14 protein-coding genes are annotated in these 14,671 nt (G+C 63.5%); 9 read left to right on the top strand and 5 right to left on the bottom strand.

Annotated features, from left to right (window positions below; all coding sequences use genetic code 11):
• Positions 1 to 21 precede the first annotated feature (21 nt).
• Positions 22 to 903 carry an HAD-IIA family hydrolase gene (locus BKY27_RS05420; RefSeq protein ID WP_324609984.1) on the bottom strand — a complete coding sequence of 294 codons (882 nt, stop codon included), beginning with the start codon at positions 901 to 903 and terminating at the stop codon, positions 22 to 24.
• On the bottom strand, positions 900 to 1,811 hold the full coding sequence (locus tag BKY27_RS05415; RefSeq protein ID WP_071673423.1) for a LysR substrate-binding domain-containing protein: 912 nt from the start codon (positions 1,809 to 1,811) through the stop codon (positions 900 to 902). Before BKY27_RS05415 ends, BKY27_RS05420 begins: the two co-directional genes overlap by 4 nt.
• A 159-nt stretch (positions 1,812 to 1,970) precedes the next feature.
• Between BKY27_RS05415 and ugpB the strand changes: the two genes are divergently transcribed.
• The 5 genes from ugpB (at position 1,971) to BKY27_RS05390 (ending at position 7,107) form a co-directional block, all read left to right on the top strand.
• Positions 1,971 to 3,275 carry a sn-glycerol-3-phosphate ABC transporter substrate-binding protein UgpB gene (gene ugpB, locus BKY27_RS05410; protein ID WP_071673422.1) on the top strand — a complete coding sequence of 435 codons (1,305 nt, stop codon included), beginning with the start codon at positions 1,971 to 1,973 and terminating at the stop codon, positions 3,273 to 3,275.
• 83 nt (positions 3,276 to 3,358) lie between these two features.
• Positions 3,359 to 4,240 carry a sn-glycerol-3-phosphate ABC transporter permease UgpA gene (gene ugpA / locus BKY27_RS05405; RefSeq protein WP_071673421.1) on the top strand — a complete coding sequence of 294 codons (882 nt, stop codon included), beginning with the start codon at positions 3,359 to 3,361 and terminating at the stop codon, positions 4,238 to 4,240.
• Positions 4,240 to 5,091: a sn-glycerol-3-phosphate ABC transporter permease UgpE gene (gene ugpE / locus BKY27_RS05400; protein ID WP_071673420.1), complete on the top strand. Its 852-nt coding sequence runs from the start codon at positions 4,240 to 4,242 to the stop codon at positions 5,089 to 5,091. The genes ugpA and ugpE overlap by 1 nt, the downstream gene beginning before the upstream one ends.
• A gap of 13 nt (positions 5,092 to 5,104) precedes the next feature.
• Positions 5,105 to 6,160 carry a sn-glycerol-3-phosphate import ATP-binding protein UgpC gene (locus tag BKY27_RS05395; protein WP_071673419.1) on the top strand — a complete coding sequence of 352 codons (1,056 nt, stop codon included), beginning with the start codon at positions 5,105 to 5,107 and terminating at the stop codon, positions 6,158 to 6,160.
• The gene (locus tag BKY27_RS05390; protein ID WP_071673418.1) at positions 6,157 to 7,107 is read left to right on the top strand and encodes a glycerophosphodiester phosphodiesterase family protein; all 951 of its coding nucleotides are present in this window, start codon (positions 6,157 to 6,159) and stop codon (positions 7,105 to 7,107) included. Before BKY27_RS05395 ends, BKY27_RS05390 begins: the two co-directional genes overlap by 4 nt.
• Before the next feature lie 185 nt (positions 7,108 to 7,292).
• Here BKY27_RS05390 and gatB read toward each other — a convergent pair whose 3' ends face one another.
• Positions 7,293 to 8,807, bottom strand: coding sequence for an Asp-tRNA(Asn)/Glu-tRNA(Gln) amidotransferase subunit GatB (gene gatB / locus BKY27_RS05385; RefSeq protein WP_071673417.1), 1,515 nt, complete (start codon positions 8,805 to 8,807; stop codon positions 7,293 to 7,295).
• A 287-nt stretch (positions 8,808 to 9,094) separates the two neighbouring features.
• On the opposite strand from gatB, the gene BKY27_RS05380 reads away from it, so the two are divergent.
• The gene (locus BKY27_RS05380) at positions 9,095 to 9,676 is read left to right on the top strand and encodes a transglycosylase SLT domain-containing protein (RefSeq protein ID WP_071673416.1); all 582 of its coding nucleotides are present in this window, start codon (positions 9,095 to 9,097) and stop codon (positions 9,674 to 9,676) included.
• 57 nt (positions 9,677 to 9,733) lie between these two features.
• Positions 9,734 to 10,399: a transglycosylase SLT domain-containing protein gene (locus tag BKY27_RS19725; RefSeq protein WP_071673415.1), complete on the top strand. Its 666-nt coding sequence runs from the start codon at positions 9,734 to 9,736 to the stop codon at positions 10,397 to 10,399.
• 4 nt (positions 10,400 to 10,403) lie between these two features.
• Here the strand turns inward: BKY27_RS19725 and BKY27_RS05370 are convergent, their stop codons facing one another.
• Both BKY27_RS05370 and pepN read right to left on the bottom strand, forming a co-directional pair.
• A complete protein-coding gene (locus BKY27_RS05370; RefSeq protein ID WP_146636178.1) occupies positions 10,404 to 10,802 on the bottom strand; it encodes a hypothetical protein in 399 nt (132 codons plus the stop codon).
• 115 nt (positions 10,803 to 10,917) lie between these two features.
• Complete coding sequence (gene pepN, locus BKY27_RS05365; RefSeq protein ID WP_071673413.1) at positions 10,918 to 13,500, bottom strand: aminopeptidase N; 2,583 nt, start codon at positions 13,498 to 13,500, stop codon at positions 10,918 to 10,920.
• 155 nt (positions 13,501 to 13,655) lie between these two features.
• Between pepN and BKY27_RS05360 the strand changes: the two genes are divergently transcribed.
• Together BKY27_RS05360 and BKY27_RS05355 are read left to right on the top strand one after the other, a co-directional pair.
• Positions 13,656 to 14,204, top strand: coding sequence for a hypothetical protein (locus BKY27_RS05360; protein WP_071673412.1), 549 nt, complete (start codon positions 13,656 to 13,658; stop codon positions 14,202 to 14,204).
• An 87-nt stretch (positions 14,205 to 14,291) separates the two neighbouring features.
• Positions 14,292 to 14,669 carry a VOC family protein gene (locus BKY27_RS05355; RefSeq protein ID WP_071673411.1) on the top strand — a complete coding sequence of 126 codons (378 nt, stop codon included), beginning with the start codon at positions 14,292 to 14,294 and terminating at the stop codon, positions 14,667 to 14,669.
• The last annotated feature ends 2 nt before the right edge of the window (positions 14,670 to 14,671 follow it).

The raw sequence follows: 14,671 nt of genomic DNA, 5'->3' as shown, positions 1-14,671 counted from the left end.
CCCGGCCCCCCGGAGGCATTCCTAGATGCGGGCGACCCGCCAGTCGGGAACTATGCCCGAGCGGGTCTCGAAAGGGCGGGTATCGTGCCCGGCAAACAGCCCGTCGCGCGTGACGAGCACCGTCTGCCATCTTTCGGCGGCAGCCCCGAGAATATCGGTATGCAGCGTGTCCCCGCACATCGCGATGCGCGAGGGCGGTGTGCCCGGCAGGCTGGCTCGGGTCAGGGTATAGACATCGGGAAAGGGCTTGCCGAACATCCGCAGGTCCGGCGCAGGCAGGGTCTGGGCGAAATGCCCCGGCTCCAGCGACAGGCCGGTTTCGCGCGGTGCGACCAGATCGGCATTGCCGATCAGGACGGGTCGGGGACGGGCGGCAAGGCTGTCTGTCAGCATCTGCTGGCGGGCCTCGGTCCATCCGGCGCTGGACAGGAACACGATCCCCTCGGCCCGGTCGATCGCGTCACGATCATCCCCAAGGCGCAACGTCGGACCGGGCATGTCCAGCAACCGATCTTCCGGGGCGGCGATCACGCCCCACAGCCGGGCATCCATCGCCAGCAAGGTCGCGTCACGGCTGGTGACAAGCTCCTCCTCGGCCAGCGGAATCCCGAGGCGGGTGAATTTGGCGAAGGCTGCCACACGGTCGTAGCTGGCCGCGTTCGACAGTACGCGCACCGCCTTGCCCATGGAACGCAGCGCGGCAACGCGCCGGGCCGCGCCGGGGATCGGGGTGTCTCCGACATTGAGCACGCCGAACGCGTCGAAAACAAAGGCATCGACCGTTTCGGCGATGTCGGTCAACGCGTCGATGTCCTGCCCTGCGCCGGGGCTTGGCATGGATGGCAAACGGCTGCGGATCGCCTCGTAGGCGTCGAACACCTCGGCGGCGTCTTTCATGATCATCCCTCTCGGTGCTGTTGGGCCAGAAACGGGCGCAAGCTTTCGACGAAGGCGTCGATGAAGTCCAGCACGACCGGCGATGTGGGGCCAGACGCCGGGCGCAGAATGGTCAGGCGGTGGAAGATTTCCGGGCTGAAGGGGCGGATGACGAGGCCCTCATGGCGAAACGCTTCCGCGTCCAGCGCACTGATGACCGAGGCGCCCATGCCATGCCCCACCATTGTGCAGGCCGTTGTGAACTGACGCACTTCGACAAGGCTGTTGATTTCGACCCCGTAGTCGGAAAAAGCCCGTGACAGGTGCTGGAAGAACCGGCTGTCGCGGCGGGTGTGAATCATCCTTTCCCCGGCCAGATCGGCGGGGGTGATCCGGGTCTTTTCCTGCAACAGGTGCCCCTTGGGCAGGATGCAGACCGACCGCACGAAAAGATCCTGGCTCTGCGTGGCAGGGTGGCCGAGGAACCCGTCCGTTATGCCGCAATCATACTGTTCCCCGATGATCCATTCGAGGATGCGTTCGGGGCGGTCCGGTTCCAATGTGACGGTCACGCCGGGGCGGGCCTTGAGGAAATCTACCAAAACGCCGGGCAGGTGGCTGACCGCGAAGCCGGGCAGACAGGCGATACGGATATGGCCAACGGTTCGTTCGGTCAGGTCGCGGCGCAGGTCGTCGAGATGGTCTAGCCCATCCAGAATCCGTGTGACCTCGGCCAGCAGATAGCGGGAATCGCTGGTGGGGATCAGCACCCCGCGGCGGCGCGTGAACAGCTCGAACCCGACGGAGCCCGAGAAATCCGACAACAGGCGGCTGACCGCCGGTTGTGAGATTCCCAGAACCTTCGCCGCCTTGGTGATGTTCCCGGCTTCGGCGACGGCGCGGAAAGCCTCCAGTTGTCTTAGTTTGAATTTCAATGGGTTGGACCTGATTTCATGATGTGCGGCGGATGATGGTCTCTATATCAACATAACGTTTTATTATGAATACTGTTATATAAAATTCACTTGAATTATTTCTCGTCTGCCCGAATTCTGCGCATGTTCACGACCAACCCTCCCAGGGAGAGAGAAAAGATGACCTTCACCAAGACGCTTCTGGCAAGTGCCGCAGCGACCGCGATGATGGCCAGCATGGCTGCCGCGCAAACCGAAATTCACTGGTGGCACGCCATGGGCGGCGTCAACGGCGAGCTGATCGACGAGATGGCTGCCGAATTCAACGCCTCGCAGGAAGACTTCACCGTCATCCCCACCTACAAGGGCAACTACACCGAGACCATGACCGCCGCCATCGCCGCCTTCCGCGCCGGTGAGCAGCCGCACCTCGTGCAGGTCTTCGAAGTCGGCACCGCCACGATGATGGCTGCCGAGGGCGCGATTTACCCCGTGCAGCAGATGATGGAAGACGCAGGCGAGCCCTTCGACGGCGCCGACTATCTGCCGGCCGTGGTTTCGTACTACCAGACCCCGGAAGGCGAACTTCTGTCCATGCCCTTCAACAGCTCGACCCCCGTGATGTGGTACAATGCCGACGCGCTGGACGCGGCTGGCGTTGGCGTTCCCACCACTTGGGACGAAGTTGAGGCCGCCGCCCGCGCCGTTGTCGATAACGGCATGGAATGCGGCTTGTCTTTCGGCTGGCAGAGCTGGGTGATGGTCGAGAACTTCTCGGCCTGGCACAACATCGCCATGGGCACGCAGGAAAACGGCTTTGCCGGGTTCGACACCGAGTTCACCTTCAACAACGATCATGTCGTCAACCGCCTGGAGGCCATCGCGGCCATGCAGGACGACAACCTGTTCGTCTATGGCGGACGCCGCGGGGATTCCCTGCCGCTGTTCACCAACGGCGAATGCGCGATGTGGATGAACTCCTCGGCCTATTACGGCTCGATCAATGGTCAGGTGGACTTCGAGTTCGGCCAAACCATGCTGCCGCTGGATACGGATGTGGCCGACGCGCCGCAGAACTCGATCATCGGTGGCGCCACCCTGTGGGCGCTGCGTGGTCATCCCGAGGAAGACTATCGCGGTCTGGCACAGTTCCTGACCTACATCTCCTCGCCCGAGGTTCAGGCCCGCTGGCACCAGGCCACCGGCTACGTTCCGATCACCACCGCTGCCGCCGAGCTGAGCCGCGAGCAGGGCTTCTACGACGAGAACCCCGGCACCGACGTGGCCATCCAGCAGCTTTCGCTGAACGAGCCGACCCCGAATTCCCGCGGCATCCGCTTCGGCAATTACGTGCAGGTGCGTGACGTGATCAACGAAGAGCTGGAAGCACTCTGGGCAGGTGACCAGACCGCCCAGGAAGCAATGGACAACGCGGTTGCGCGTGGTAACGAGCTGCTGCGCCGGTTCGAGCGCTCGGTGAACTGATCGCCGATCCCTGACGCAATCGGACCCGGCGGCACCTTCTGGCCGCCGGGTCTTTCCCATCCCGCACAACCGACTGTATCCAGATGCTCAAACGCGTGCACTTCCCACCGTCCCTGTTGCCCTACCTTCTGGTGGCCCCGCAGGTGATCATTACGGTGGTCTTCTTTATCTGGCCGGCGAGCCAGGCGGTTTATCAGTCATTTCTTGTCGAGGATGCCTTCGGGTTGTCGACCGAATTCGTCTGGTTCGAGAATTTCACATACCTGTGGAACAGTCGCCAATACCTGGACACTTTCGGGCGCACGATCTACTTTTCCGCCGCCGTCGCCTTTCTGTCGATGAGCTTTGCGTTGATCCTTGCAGGTTTTGCCGACCGGGTGATCCGCGGCTCGACCATATATCGCACCTTGCTGATCTGGCCCTATGCCGTCGCCCCCGTGCTGGCGGGTGCGCTTTGGCTGTTCATGTTCAACCCGACGCTCGGCATCATTCCGTTCATGCTCGACAATGTCGGCTATGACTGGAACCACTACCTTAACGGCAACCAGGCGATGTGTCTCGTGATCATAGCCGCCGCATGGAAGCAGGTGGCCTACAACTTCCTCTTCTACCTCGCCGCGATGCAATCCATCCCCAAATCCATCATCGAGGCGGCCGCGATCGACGGGGCCGGGCCGTTCCGGCGCTTTGCCACGGTGATCTTTCCGCTGATTTCACCCACCACCTTCTTCCTGTTGGTCGTGAACGCGGTCTATGCCTTTTTCGAAACCTTCGGGATCATCCACGCGGTCACGCAAGGCGGGCCGGCGAATGCCACAACGACGCTGGTCTACAAGGTCTACAATGACGGGTTCATCGGTCTGGACCTGGGCGGGTCGGCGGCGCAGTCCGTGATCCTCATGATCCTTGTCATCGCGATGACGGTGGTCCAGTTCCGTTTCATCGAAAAGAGGGTGCAATACTGATGGTTGAAAACCGCCCCTTCGTCACGATCCTTGCCCATCTGGTGCTGATCTTCGGGGTCGCACTTGTCGCGCTGCCGGTCTGGATCACCTTCGTCGGCGCCAGCCATGACGGCGCGCGCATGTTGCAGGCCCCGATCCCGATGTGGCCCGGCGACCAGTTCTTCGTGAACCTGCGCCAGACCTTTCTTGGCAACGGGCTGGATGGAACCCGCACCGCGCCTGTCTGGATGATGATGTTCAATTCGCTGGTCATGGCGATGATGATCGCAGTCGGCAAGATCGCCATCTCGCTGCTGTCGGCCTACGCCATCGTTTACTTCAAGTTCCCCTTCCGAATGGGGGTCTTCTGGATGATCTTCATCACCCTGATGCTGCCCGTCGAGGTGCGTATTCTGCCCACCTTCGAGGTGATCGCCGATCTGGGGATGCTCAACAGTTATTGGGGCCTGACCGTGCCTCTGATTGCCTCGGCCACGGCCACCTTCATGTTCCGGCAGGTTTTTCTGACCATCCCCGACGAGATGCTGGAAAGCGCCCGGATCGACGGGGCCGGGCCGATGCGGTTCTTCTGGGACATCCTGCTGCCGCTCAGCCGCACCAATATCGCGGCGCTGTTCGTGATCCTCTTCATCTATGGCTGGAACCAGTATCTCTGGCCGCTCCTGATCACGACCGACGCCAACATGATGACCATCGTCGTGTCGATCAAACAGATGCTCGAAGCCTCCGAGCAGACCCCGCAATGGAACATCATCATGATGACGGCGCTTCTGGCAATGGTGCCGCCGATCATCGTGGTGATCGCGATGCAAAGGCTCTTTGTCAAAGGGCTGACCGAGACCGATAAATAGGACGCCCGGACCGATGGCTGAAATCAAACTCGACTCTCTGACCAAAACCTACGGACCGACGCAGGTTTTGTACCACGTCCACGCCGATATCGAGGATGGGGAATTCGTTGTCATCGTCGGGCCCTCGGGCTGCGGCAAGTCCACGCTTCTGCGTATGATCGCGGGTCTGGAAAGCATCACCACCGGCGAGGTTTCCATCGGCGACAAGGTGGTGAACGGGCTGGAACCGGCGGATCGCGACATCGCCATGGTGTTCCAGAACTACGCGCTCTATCCGCATATGTCGGTGCGCCAGAACATGGCCTACGGTCTGAAGATCCGCAAACAACCCAAGGCCGAGATCGAGCGGCGCGTGCAGGAAGCCGCGGATATCCTTGAAATCGGCCAGTATCTCGACCGCAAGCCCCGGCAATTGTCGGGGGGCCAGCGTCAGCGCGTGGCCATGGGCCGTGCCATCGTGCGAGACCCGCAGGTGTTCCTGTTCGACGAGCCGCTTTCGAACCTCGACGCCAAGCTGCGCGTGCAGATGCGGCTGGAAATCCGTAAGCTGCAAAAACGCCTTGGCGTGACGTCGATCTTCGTGACCCACGATCAGGTCGAGGCGATGACCCTTGGCGATCGGCTGATGGTTCTGAACGCTGGCTATGTCGAACAATTCGGCACGCCGATCGAGCTTTATGACCGGCCCGCCACGATCTTTGTGGCGGGGTTCATTGGCAGCCCGGCAATGAATTTCCTGCCCGCCACGGCGGCGAATGGCACGGTGACGCTTGGCAATGGCGTGTCCCTGCCGGGGGCCGACGGCGTATCCGGGCCTGTGACCTTCGGCATCCGGCCCGAACATCTGGTGCCCGATGACACCGGCCCGATCCGGGTTTGCGTGCAGCTGTTCGAGGCGCTCGGTGCCAACACGCTGCTGCACGGCGTTCTGGAAGGAACCGAAACGGCGGTCGTCGTCAGCTTGCCGGGCCATGTCACGCTGGAACCGGGCGAGACGCGAAGCTTCTCGGCGCCGCCTGCCGCCCAGCACTTGTTCGACAGTGACAGCGGGGCGCGGATCGAGCCATGACGGCCTTCCCCCAGCTTGACGCCTTTCGCGGCGGACCGGGATTGGTGCGCGTGATTGGCCACCGGGGCGCGCGGGGCGTCATGCCCGAAAACACGATCGAGGGATTTGCCTTCGCCCTGTCGGCTGGGGTGACTCTGTTGGAATTCGACGTGACCCTGACGCGCGACCGGGTGCCTGTCATCACGCACAACCATTCGCTCGCGGGCTATGCAACGCGCGATGACAGGGACCAGTGGCTTGATGCAGAAGGGCCGCGGATTCGTGACCTGACCCTGACAGACCTGCTGAAATACGACGTCGGCGGGGTGGACGCGCGCACCACCTACGGCCAGCGCTTTCACGATCAGGTCTTGCTGACCGGCATCAGGGTGCCGTGCCTTGCCGATCTGCTTGACCTTGTGCTGGCCCCCGGTCATTCCGACGTGCACCTGCTGCTGGAATTGAAATCCGACCCGGAACTGCGCCACGACCCGGTCGAACGCGAGGGTTTCGTGGCCGCTGTCGTGTCAGAGGTTCGGCGGCGCGGGCTGGAAGAGCGCACGGTGATGCACAGCTTTGATTGGGATCTGCTGGACGAATGCCGCCAGGCCGCGCCGACCATGCCGACCTCTTACCTGTCACAGATGCCGCGAACCCGCAGCCAGCCGGGCGAGCAGATCCCGGGCCCGATCCCGCCCGACATGCTGTCGAAGGGCGGCTCCCTCCCTTGGCGGGTGGCGGCTGCGGGGGGGCAATTGTGGTGCCCGCACGTGCATGAGGTGACAGCTGACCTTGTGCGTGAGGCGCATGATCTTGGCCTCATCGTCGCGGTCTGGACGGTGAACGACATCGACGATATCGACCGGCTGATCGCCGCCGGCGTGGATGGACTGGTGACAGACTATCCTGGCCGCGTCCAACACCGTCTGCGCCTGCACGGCGCTGCGCGGTTGGGCGGTTCGGTGTAGGCTGGCGAGGGCAGAGCGCCTTTGGCGCCCTGCGTGACCAACCCGGTGTTAGCGGGAGTGGTCTGAAGCCAATGGGGCAATAGGGTCTTGGGGTGGGGGATGCGCCCGCAACGCATGGGGCGCAATGGCCACACTGCTTGCGCACCGGCCCAGAGGGCCGATGCACGCCAGTGCAGGCAAAATGTTCACTCGGCCAGTTTCTTGGCGACCAATTGATTGACCACCTTGGGGTTAGCCTTGCCGCCGGTCGCTTTCATCACCTGACCGACAAACCAGCCCGCGAGTTTCGGGTTGGCCTTGGCCTTTTCGACCTGCGCGGGGTTGGCGGCGATGATTTCATCCACGGCCGTTTCGATGGCGCCGGTGTCGGTGACTTGACGAAGGCCGCGCTCTTCCACGATCGCCTCGGGGTCGCCGCCTTCGGTGAAGACGATTTCGAAAAGATCCTTGGCGATCTTGCCCGAGATGGCATCGGATTTGATCAGCCGGATAATCGCGGCAAGTTGCGAGGGCGACACGGGCGAGTCCGCGATGTCGAGATCGTCTTTCTTGAGACGCCCGAACAATTCGTTGATCACCCAGTTGGCGGCAAGCTTGCCGTCCCCGGCCTCGCCTGCCACGGCCTCGAAGAAGGCGGCGTCGCGGGATTCGGAGGTCAGCACGCTGGCGTCGTAATCGGACAGGCTGAAATCGGCGATGAAGCGCGCTTTTTTCTGATCGGGCAATTCCGGCAGGCTTGCGGCAATGTCATCGACCCAGGCTTGTTCGATCACCAGCGGCAGCAGGTCAGGGTCGGGGAAGTAGCGGTAATCATGCGCCTCTTCCTTGGACCGCATGGACCGGGTTTCGTTCTTGTCGGGGTCGTAAAGGCGAGTTTCCTGATCGACAGTTCCGCCGCCCTCGACGATACGGATCTGGCGGCGCGCCTCGTAGTCGATGGCGGCCTGGATGAACCGCATGGAGTTCATGTTCTTGATCTCGCAGCGGGTGCCGAGATGGCCGAAATCGCCGGTCTCGCGGTATTTCTCATATTGGCCGGGGGCGCAGATCGAGACGTTCACGTCCGCCCGCAGGTTGCCGTTTTGCATGTTGCCGTCGCAGGTGCCGAGGTAGCGCAGGATCTGGCGCAGCTTGACGACATAGGCGGCGGCTTCTTCGGGGCCACGGATGTCGGGGCGGCTGACGATTTCCATCAGCGCAACGCCGGTGCGGTTGAGGTCGACGAAGGACATGGCCGGGTCCATGTCATGGATCGACTTGCCCGCGTCCTGTTCCAGATGGATGCGTTCGATGCGCACCAGACGCGCGGTGCCGTCGCCCATTTCGACCAGCACTTCGCCCTCGCCCACGATGGGGTGGTAGAGCTGCGAGATCTGGTAGCCCTGCGGCAAATCGGGGTAGAAGTAGTTCTTGCGGTCGAAGGCCGAGAAGAGGTTGATCTCGGCCTTGAGGCCCAACCCGGTGCGCACCGCTTGCGCCACGCAGAAGTCGTTGATCACCGGCAGCATGCCCGGCATGCCCGCATCCACGAAGGCGACGTTGGAATTCGGTTCCGCCCCGAACTGGGTAGAGGCGCCCGAGAAGAGCTTGGATTTCGAGGAGACCTGCGCGTGGACCTCCATGCCGATCACAAGCTCCCAATCCTGCTTGGCGCCGGCGATCGTCTTGGGTTTCGGGGTGTCGTAGGTCAGGTCGAGCATGGGGCGGGTCTCCGTTCGTGACGCAGCGGTTCTAGGCCAGCGGGCACAGGGGGGCAAGAGGGCGCGCAAGGCTGTTTCGCCGACCTTTCGCCTTGGGCCGCGCGCATGGGCGCTTCTTTGATGCGGCGCGGCGGGCCACGCGGACAAATCCCGCCGCGTGTGCCGTGAACCGCGCAGGCCGGATCGGCGGTGGATCGCCGGAATCGGGGCGCGTGGGCGGCGGGGCTAGGCGAAGGGCGGTTTCGGGGGCAAAGACGCTCGGTCTGAAACGATGAACGAGTCTCCCGATGCGGGTGTCTGCCTTTTTGATTGGCCTTGTGGCCCTTCCGGTCCTCTCTGCTTGTGCTGCGATGCGTCCAGAGCCAGAGGTTGTCCTCACCACACGCTGGGATCATCGACCCGAAGCCGAGATGTGGACGCGCGCGTCGATGGACATGCTTGAAAGCGATGCCGCGGTGCTGACGCAGGTCGTGCCGCAGGATGCCGAGTATTGGTGCCCGGGCTATTCCGAGGCGGACGAGGCGCAACGCGCGGCCTTTTGGGTCGGGTTCATGTCAGCGTTGGCGCGCTATGAAAGCACTTGGAATCCGCAGGCGGTGGGTGGCGGCGGGCGCTGGTATGGTCTGTTGCAGATCGCCCCCGCGACGGCGCGCTATCGCGGCTGCGAGGCGGGGTCCGGGGCGGCGCTGACAGATGGCGCGGCGAACCTGCGATGCGCCCTCAGGATCATGGCGGTAACGGTGCCACGGGATGGTGTGGTCAGCCAGGGCACACGCGGCGTGGCCGCCGACTGGGGGCCGATGCGCAACCCCGAGATGACCGCCGAAATGCGCGACTGGCTGCATCGGCAAAGCTACTGTCAGGGCTGAGCCTTGCCGGATCGCGCCCGGACAGGCAGCATAACCCGAAAATTGGGAGGGGTCGTCATGCGCGGTCTGTTACTGAGCTTGGCATTGCTGGCAATGCCCTTGCACGCGCAGGAGGCGTTGGCCCCTGCGACCAGCCCGGCGCCCGACCTGCGCCCCGGACTGGCCCCCGAGGACTCGCCATTGCCGACCCCGCGCCCCGAGATCGCCGTGCCCACCCTGCATTGGGATGAGTTGCGGCCGGGAATGGATGCCCCCGCACGCCCCGGCTGGGGGCCGACGCTCTATCGCGCGGTTCTGGCTCAGGAGGGGCTGTTGCGGGTGGTGCCCGAAGACATCGCCCGCTGGTGCCCGGCCTATCCCGACGCCGACCCGGCGCAGCGCGCGGCGTTCTGGGCGGGGCTGGTTTCGGCGCTGAGCTGGCACGAGAGCACACATAGCGCGTCGGCTGTCGGTGGCGGCGGGCGCTGGTTCGGACTGGTTCAGATCGCCCCGGCCACGGCCCGCGCGCGCGGCTGTGCCGTTGGGACTGGCGAGGCGCTGACAAACGGTGCGGCCAACCTGCGCTGCGCGGTGCGGATCCTGTCGCAGAACGTCGAGCGTGACGGGGTAGTGAGCGCCGGAATGCAGGGGGTGGCCGCCGAATGGGGCCCGTTCCACACGCGCCGCAAGCGCGAGGACATGCGCGACTGGGTCTCTTCGCAAGACTACTGCACGGTCGAGTGACGGGTCAGGCGGCGCGCACCGGGATGCCGCGTTCGGTGATTTCGCGGATCAAGGCCAGCGTGTTGCGCAGAACGTGGCGGGGCAGGGGCACCTCATCGCCCGAGCGCAGCACCAGGCAGGCACCGTTTTCATCAAGGCGCAGGTGATCCACCCCGGACAAGGGCAGGGTGTGTTCGCGGTAGCCGTCGAAGATGCACAAGGCCCGCGCGGTCAACGACAGGCCATAGCTGGGACGCAGGGCGATTTGCAGCACGCAGACAAAGATGCAGGGGGCCAGCAGACCCCACGCCCAGAGCGGCGCGGTTTGTTCGATCGCATAGGCAAGCATGACCAGCCCCGAGGCAAGGCCTGCCCATGCAACGGCGCTGCGTTGGCGCACCCGGTATGTGTAATCCCGTGACATGGCCAGGAGTTTGCGCAGCCATTGGGGTGTTTATGTGGCACGGGCAGGAAAATGCGGTGATTTCAGCCCTTGGGCCGCCAATGGCGACCCAAAAGGGCGATAAGGGATTCTGACCCTAATCCGATTGACCGGCCTTCAGCATCCGGCCCGCCATTTCCGACAGGTCGCGGCTCAGCCCTTCGGTTCCGGCAATGCGCTCCAGTTGATCGCGTATCATGCCCTGTCGGTCGGCATCGTAGCGGGTCCATGTCTCGAAGGCCGAGGACATGCGGGCGGCGGTCTGCGGGTTTGCCTTGTCGAGCCGCAGAATCCAGTCGGTCAAAAAGGCATAGCCCGCACCGGAAGGATCGTGGAAACCCGCCGGGTTGGCCATCGTCAACCCGCCGATGACCGAGCGAAAGCGGTTGGGGTTCTTCCAGTCGAAATACGGATGCTCGGTGAGGGATCGTGCGACCGAGACCGCGCGCTCGGGGGCGGCGTGGGCGACCTGAAGCATGAACCACTTGTCCATCACCAGACGGTCGTCGTGCCATTGCTGGTAAAAGCGCCCGGCGACACTGTCGTCGCCGGTTTCCAGCAAGCAGGCGAAGGCGGCAAGCTGGTCGGTCATGTTGGTCGCGCCGTCATACTGTGCCTGCGCGCGGGGCTGGCCGCCCAACGGCATCAGCAGGCGCAGCGCGGTGTTGCGCAGGGCGCGTTTGCCCGCAGAGGTGGCGTCGGAGCTGTAGGTGCCGGGCGTTTCCATCGCATCGTATAGCGTGATGAGGGTGTCTGTCGCGGCCTCGGCAATCGCTTTCGACAACGCCTTGCGGGTGGCGTGGATCTGCACCGGGTCGGGGACCAGCCCCGTATCCACCGCGCCTTGGGCGATGTCGTCCTCGGACGGCAGCGACAGCACCAGCGCGCGGAACGCCGGGTCAAGCGTGTCATTGCCTGCAACGGTGGACAGCGCCTGAAGATAGGCCGTGGCAGGCGGCGTGTCGTCGGCCAGCATCCCGATAAGCGTTTCGCGGCTGAGCGAGCGTCCCGCCTCCCACATGTTGAACGGATCGGTGTCATGGGCCAACAGCAGCGCGCGGTCAGCGAAGCTGGGGCTGTGATCGAGGATCACCGGCGCGGAGAAACCGCGCAGGATCGAGGGGACGGGGCGTGCGGTCAGCCCATGGAAGTGGAAGGCCTGTCGTTCTTCCGTCAACTCCAACACACGGGTGGGTTCGACCTCGGCCCCTGTCTCGTCCAGCAGGCCGATCGCGACGGGGATCACCTGTGGGGCCTTGTCCGGCTGGCCGGGGGTGGGCTTGGTGGTCTGGGTGAACTCGATGCGATAGGTGTCGCCCGAGAAACTGTCGCTGACCGTCAGACGGGGGGTGCCCGCTTGGGTATACCAGCGCTTGAATTGGCCGAGGTCGCGGTCCGTCGCATCCTCGAACACCGTTAGCCAATCCTCGATGGTTGCGGCCTCGCCGTCATGGCGGCAGAAATAGAGATCCAGCGCCTTGGCATAGCCAGCATCGCCCACCAGCCGCTTGAGCATTCCAATCACCTCGGCGCCCTTCTTGTAAACGGTGGCGCTGTAGAAGTTGTTGATCTCCTGATAGCTTTCGGGGCGCACCGGGTGGGCAAGCGGGCCGGCATCCTCGCGGAACTGCTGGGCGCGCAGCATCAGCACGTTGTCGATGCGCTGCACCGCGTGACCGCGCATATCCTCGGAGAACTGCTGATCGCGGAAGACGGTCAGTCCCTCTTTCAGGCAAAGCTGAAACCAGTCGCGGCAGGTGATGCGGTTGCCGGTCCAGTTGTGGAAATATTCATGCGCAATGATGCTCTCGATGAACTCGAAATCGCGGTCGGTCGCGGTTTCGGGGCTGGCCAGAACATATTTGGAGTTGAAGACGTTGAGGCCCTTGTTCTCCATCGCGCCCATGTTGAAATCGTCCACGGCGACGATGTTGAACACGTCGAGATCGTATTCGCGGCCATAGACCTGCTCGTCCCATGTCATTGCGCGTTTGAGCGCTCCCATGGCGTAGTGCGACTTGTCTTCATCGCCGCGCCGGACCCAGATGTTGAGCGCCACGTTGCGGCCAGCGCGCGTGACGAAATGGTCGGAATAGGCCACGAGGTCGCCCGCGACGAGCGCGAAGAGATAGGAGGGTTTGGGCCACGGATCGTGCCATTCGGCGATATGGCCGTGCCGCTCGACCGGGTTGCCGTTCGACAGCAGCACCGGCATGGGGGAGTCTATGCGCACGGTGAAAGGGGCCATCACGTCGGGGCGGTCGGGGTAATAGGTGATCTTGCGAAAGCCCTCGGCCTCGCACTGGGTGCAGAACATGCCACCCGACATGTAGAGCCCTTCAAGCGCGGTGTTCTCGGCCGGGGCGATCTGAACCTCGGCCTCCCATGTGAAGGCATCGTCCCGCAGGCGCTGGGCGGGGACGGTCAGGGCGGTGTCGGTCTTTTGATATTCGTTTTCCGACAGGGGCGTCCCGTCGATGGCCGCCGAAAGCAGGGTCAGTTGCTCACCATCCAGATGCAGGTCGCCGTCCCTGGCCGCCGGATTGCGGGTGAAACGGATGCGGGATGTGACCCGCGTCGCCTTGGGGTCGAGGGCAAAATCCAGCTCCACGCTCTCGATCAGCCAGTTGGGCGGCGTGTAATCGGCCAGATGGATGGTTTGGGGACCGTCGGAGGGCATGGGCAAATCCTTTGGGTATGGGACTCGCCAATGAGTAGCCGATGCACCCGCATGTGCAAGGCCGCCGGACAGACGGATTGAACCTTTCCCTTGGGTCATTCGACCCATGAATGTCCATTCGTTCCCAATCCCGTCTTCCCAAAGGAGTTCTTCCGATGTCCCGTTTTTCCCTCAAGGCCGCAGCGCTAGCCCTTGCCGCCCTGTCCCCCGCCGCTGCCTCTGCGCAGTCGGTGATCCAGTTGCAGGGTGTTCAAATTATGCCCAATGCCGTGTCTGGAATCGCTGCACAGCATGGTATCCGGGTCCAGCCCGGCCTGCTGACCGTGCAATGCCCCGCCCCGGCCGTCCGGTCCTTTACGGCACGCCGTCTTGGCGGCGGCATGGTCCGTATCGAGGCCGAGATTGCCAATGTCGGCGGCGCGCCCTACCGCTCGCATGGCGGGCAGCAGTTCGTTGCCATGCGCACCGCAAGCGGAGCCCCGATCGGCCAGCGCGACTTCGTCAACCTCGATCCGGGCGAGAGCTTTGTCTTCGCAACCGAGCGTCGCTGGAACCCGGCCTCTGAATTCCTTGAGGGGTTCGGCGTGGCGATCACCTATGATCCCGATATCCGGCTCGACGCCAACCCGCAGAATGACGACTGCCGGATGGCCGATAACACCGCCAGCCTGAGCCCGGCGGAGATCAACGCGCTGTTCCGCTGAGACCGACTGCACCCTGCTGACAGAATGCTGTCAGCAGGGGTGTGGCATCAGGGGGTCATTCCATAGCCTATAGGAAAGGATGACCCTATGACCTTTGCCCCGAAAGACACGTGCGTCTGGATTGAACTGCCCGTCAGCGATCTGGATTCCGGGATTTCTTTTTATTCAGCGGTTACTGGCCTGACCCTGAAAAAGCAGCAGATGGGCCCGGATGTCACCGCCGTTTTCCAAAGTGCCGATCCGGGCAAGGGTGTGGCCGGACACCTTTACACCGGCAAGCCCGGTGGCGACGGCACCGGCCCCACCGTGCATCTGGCCGCGATGGGCAAGCTGGAAGACACCGTCACCCGTGTGACCGAGGCGGGCGGCACCGTGGTGTCGCCCATCCTCGACATTCCGGCCGGAAGGTTCTTTTATGCGACCGACCCCGACGGCAATTCCATTGGCCTGTTTGAAGTGAGCTGACC

The organism is Nioella nitratireducens (genome assembly GCF_001879715.1).
GTDB classification, from domain to species: domain Bacteria; phylum Pseudomonadota; class Alphaproteobacteria; order Rhodobacterales; family Rhodobacteraceae; genus Nioella; species Nioella nitratireducens.
Note: the sequence above shows the minus strand (reverse complement) of the source record. Positions and strands in the feature narration are given on the sequence as shown.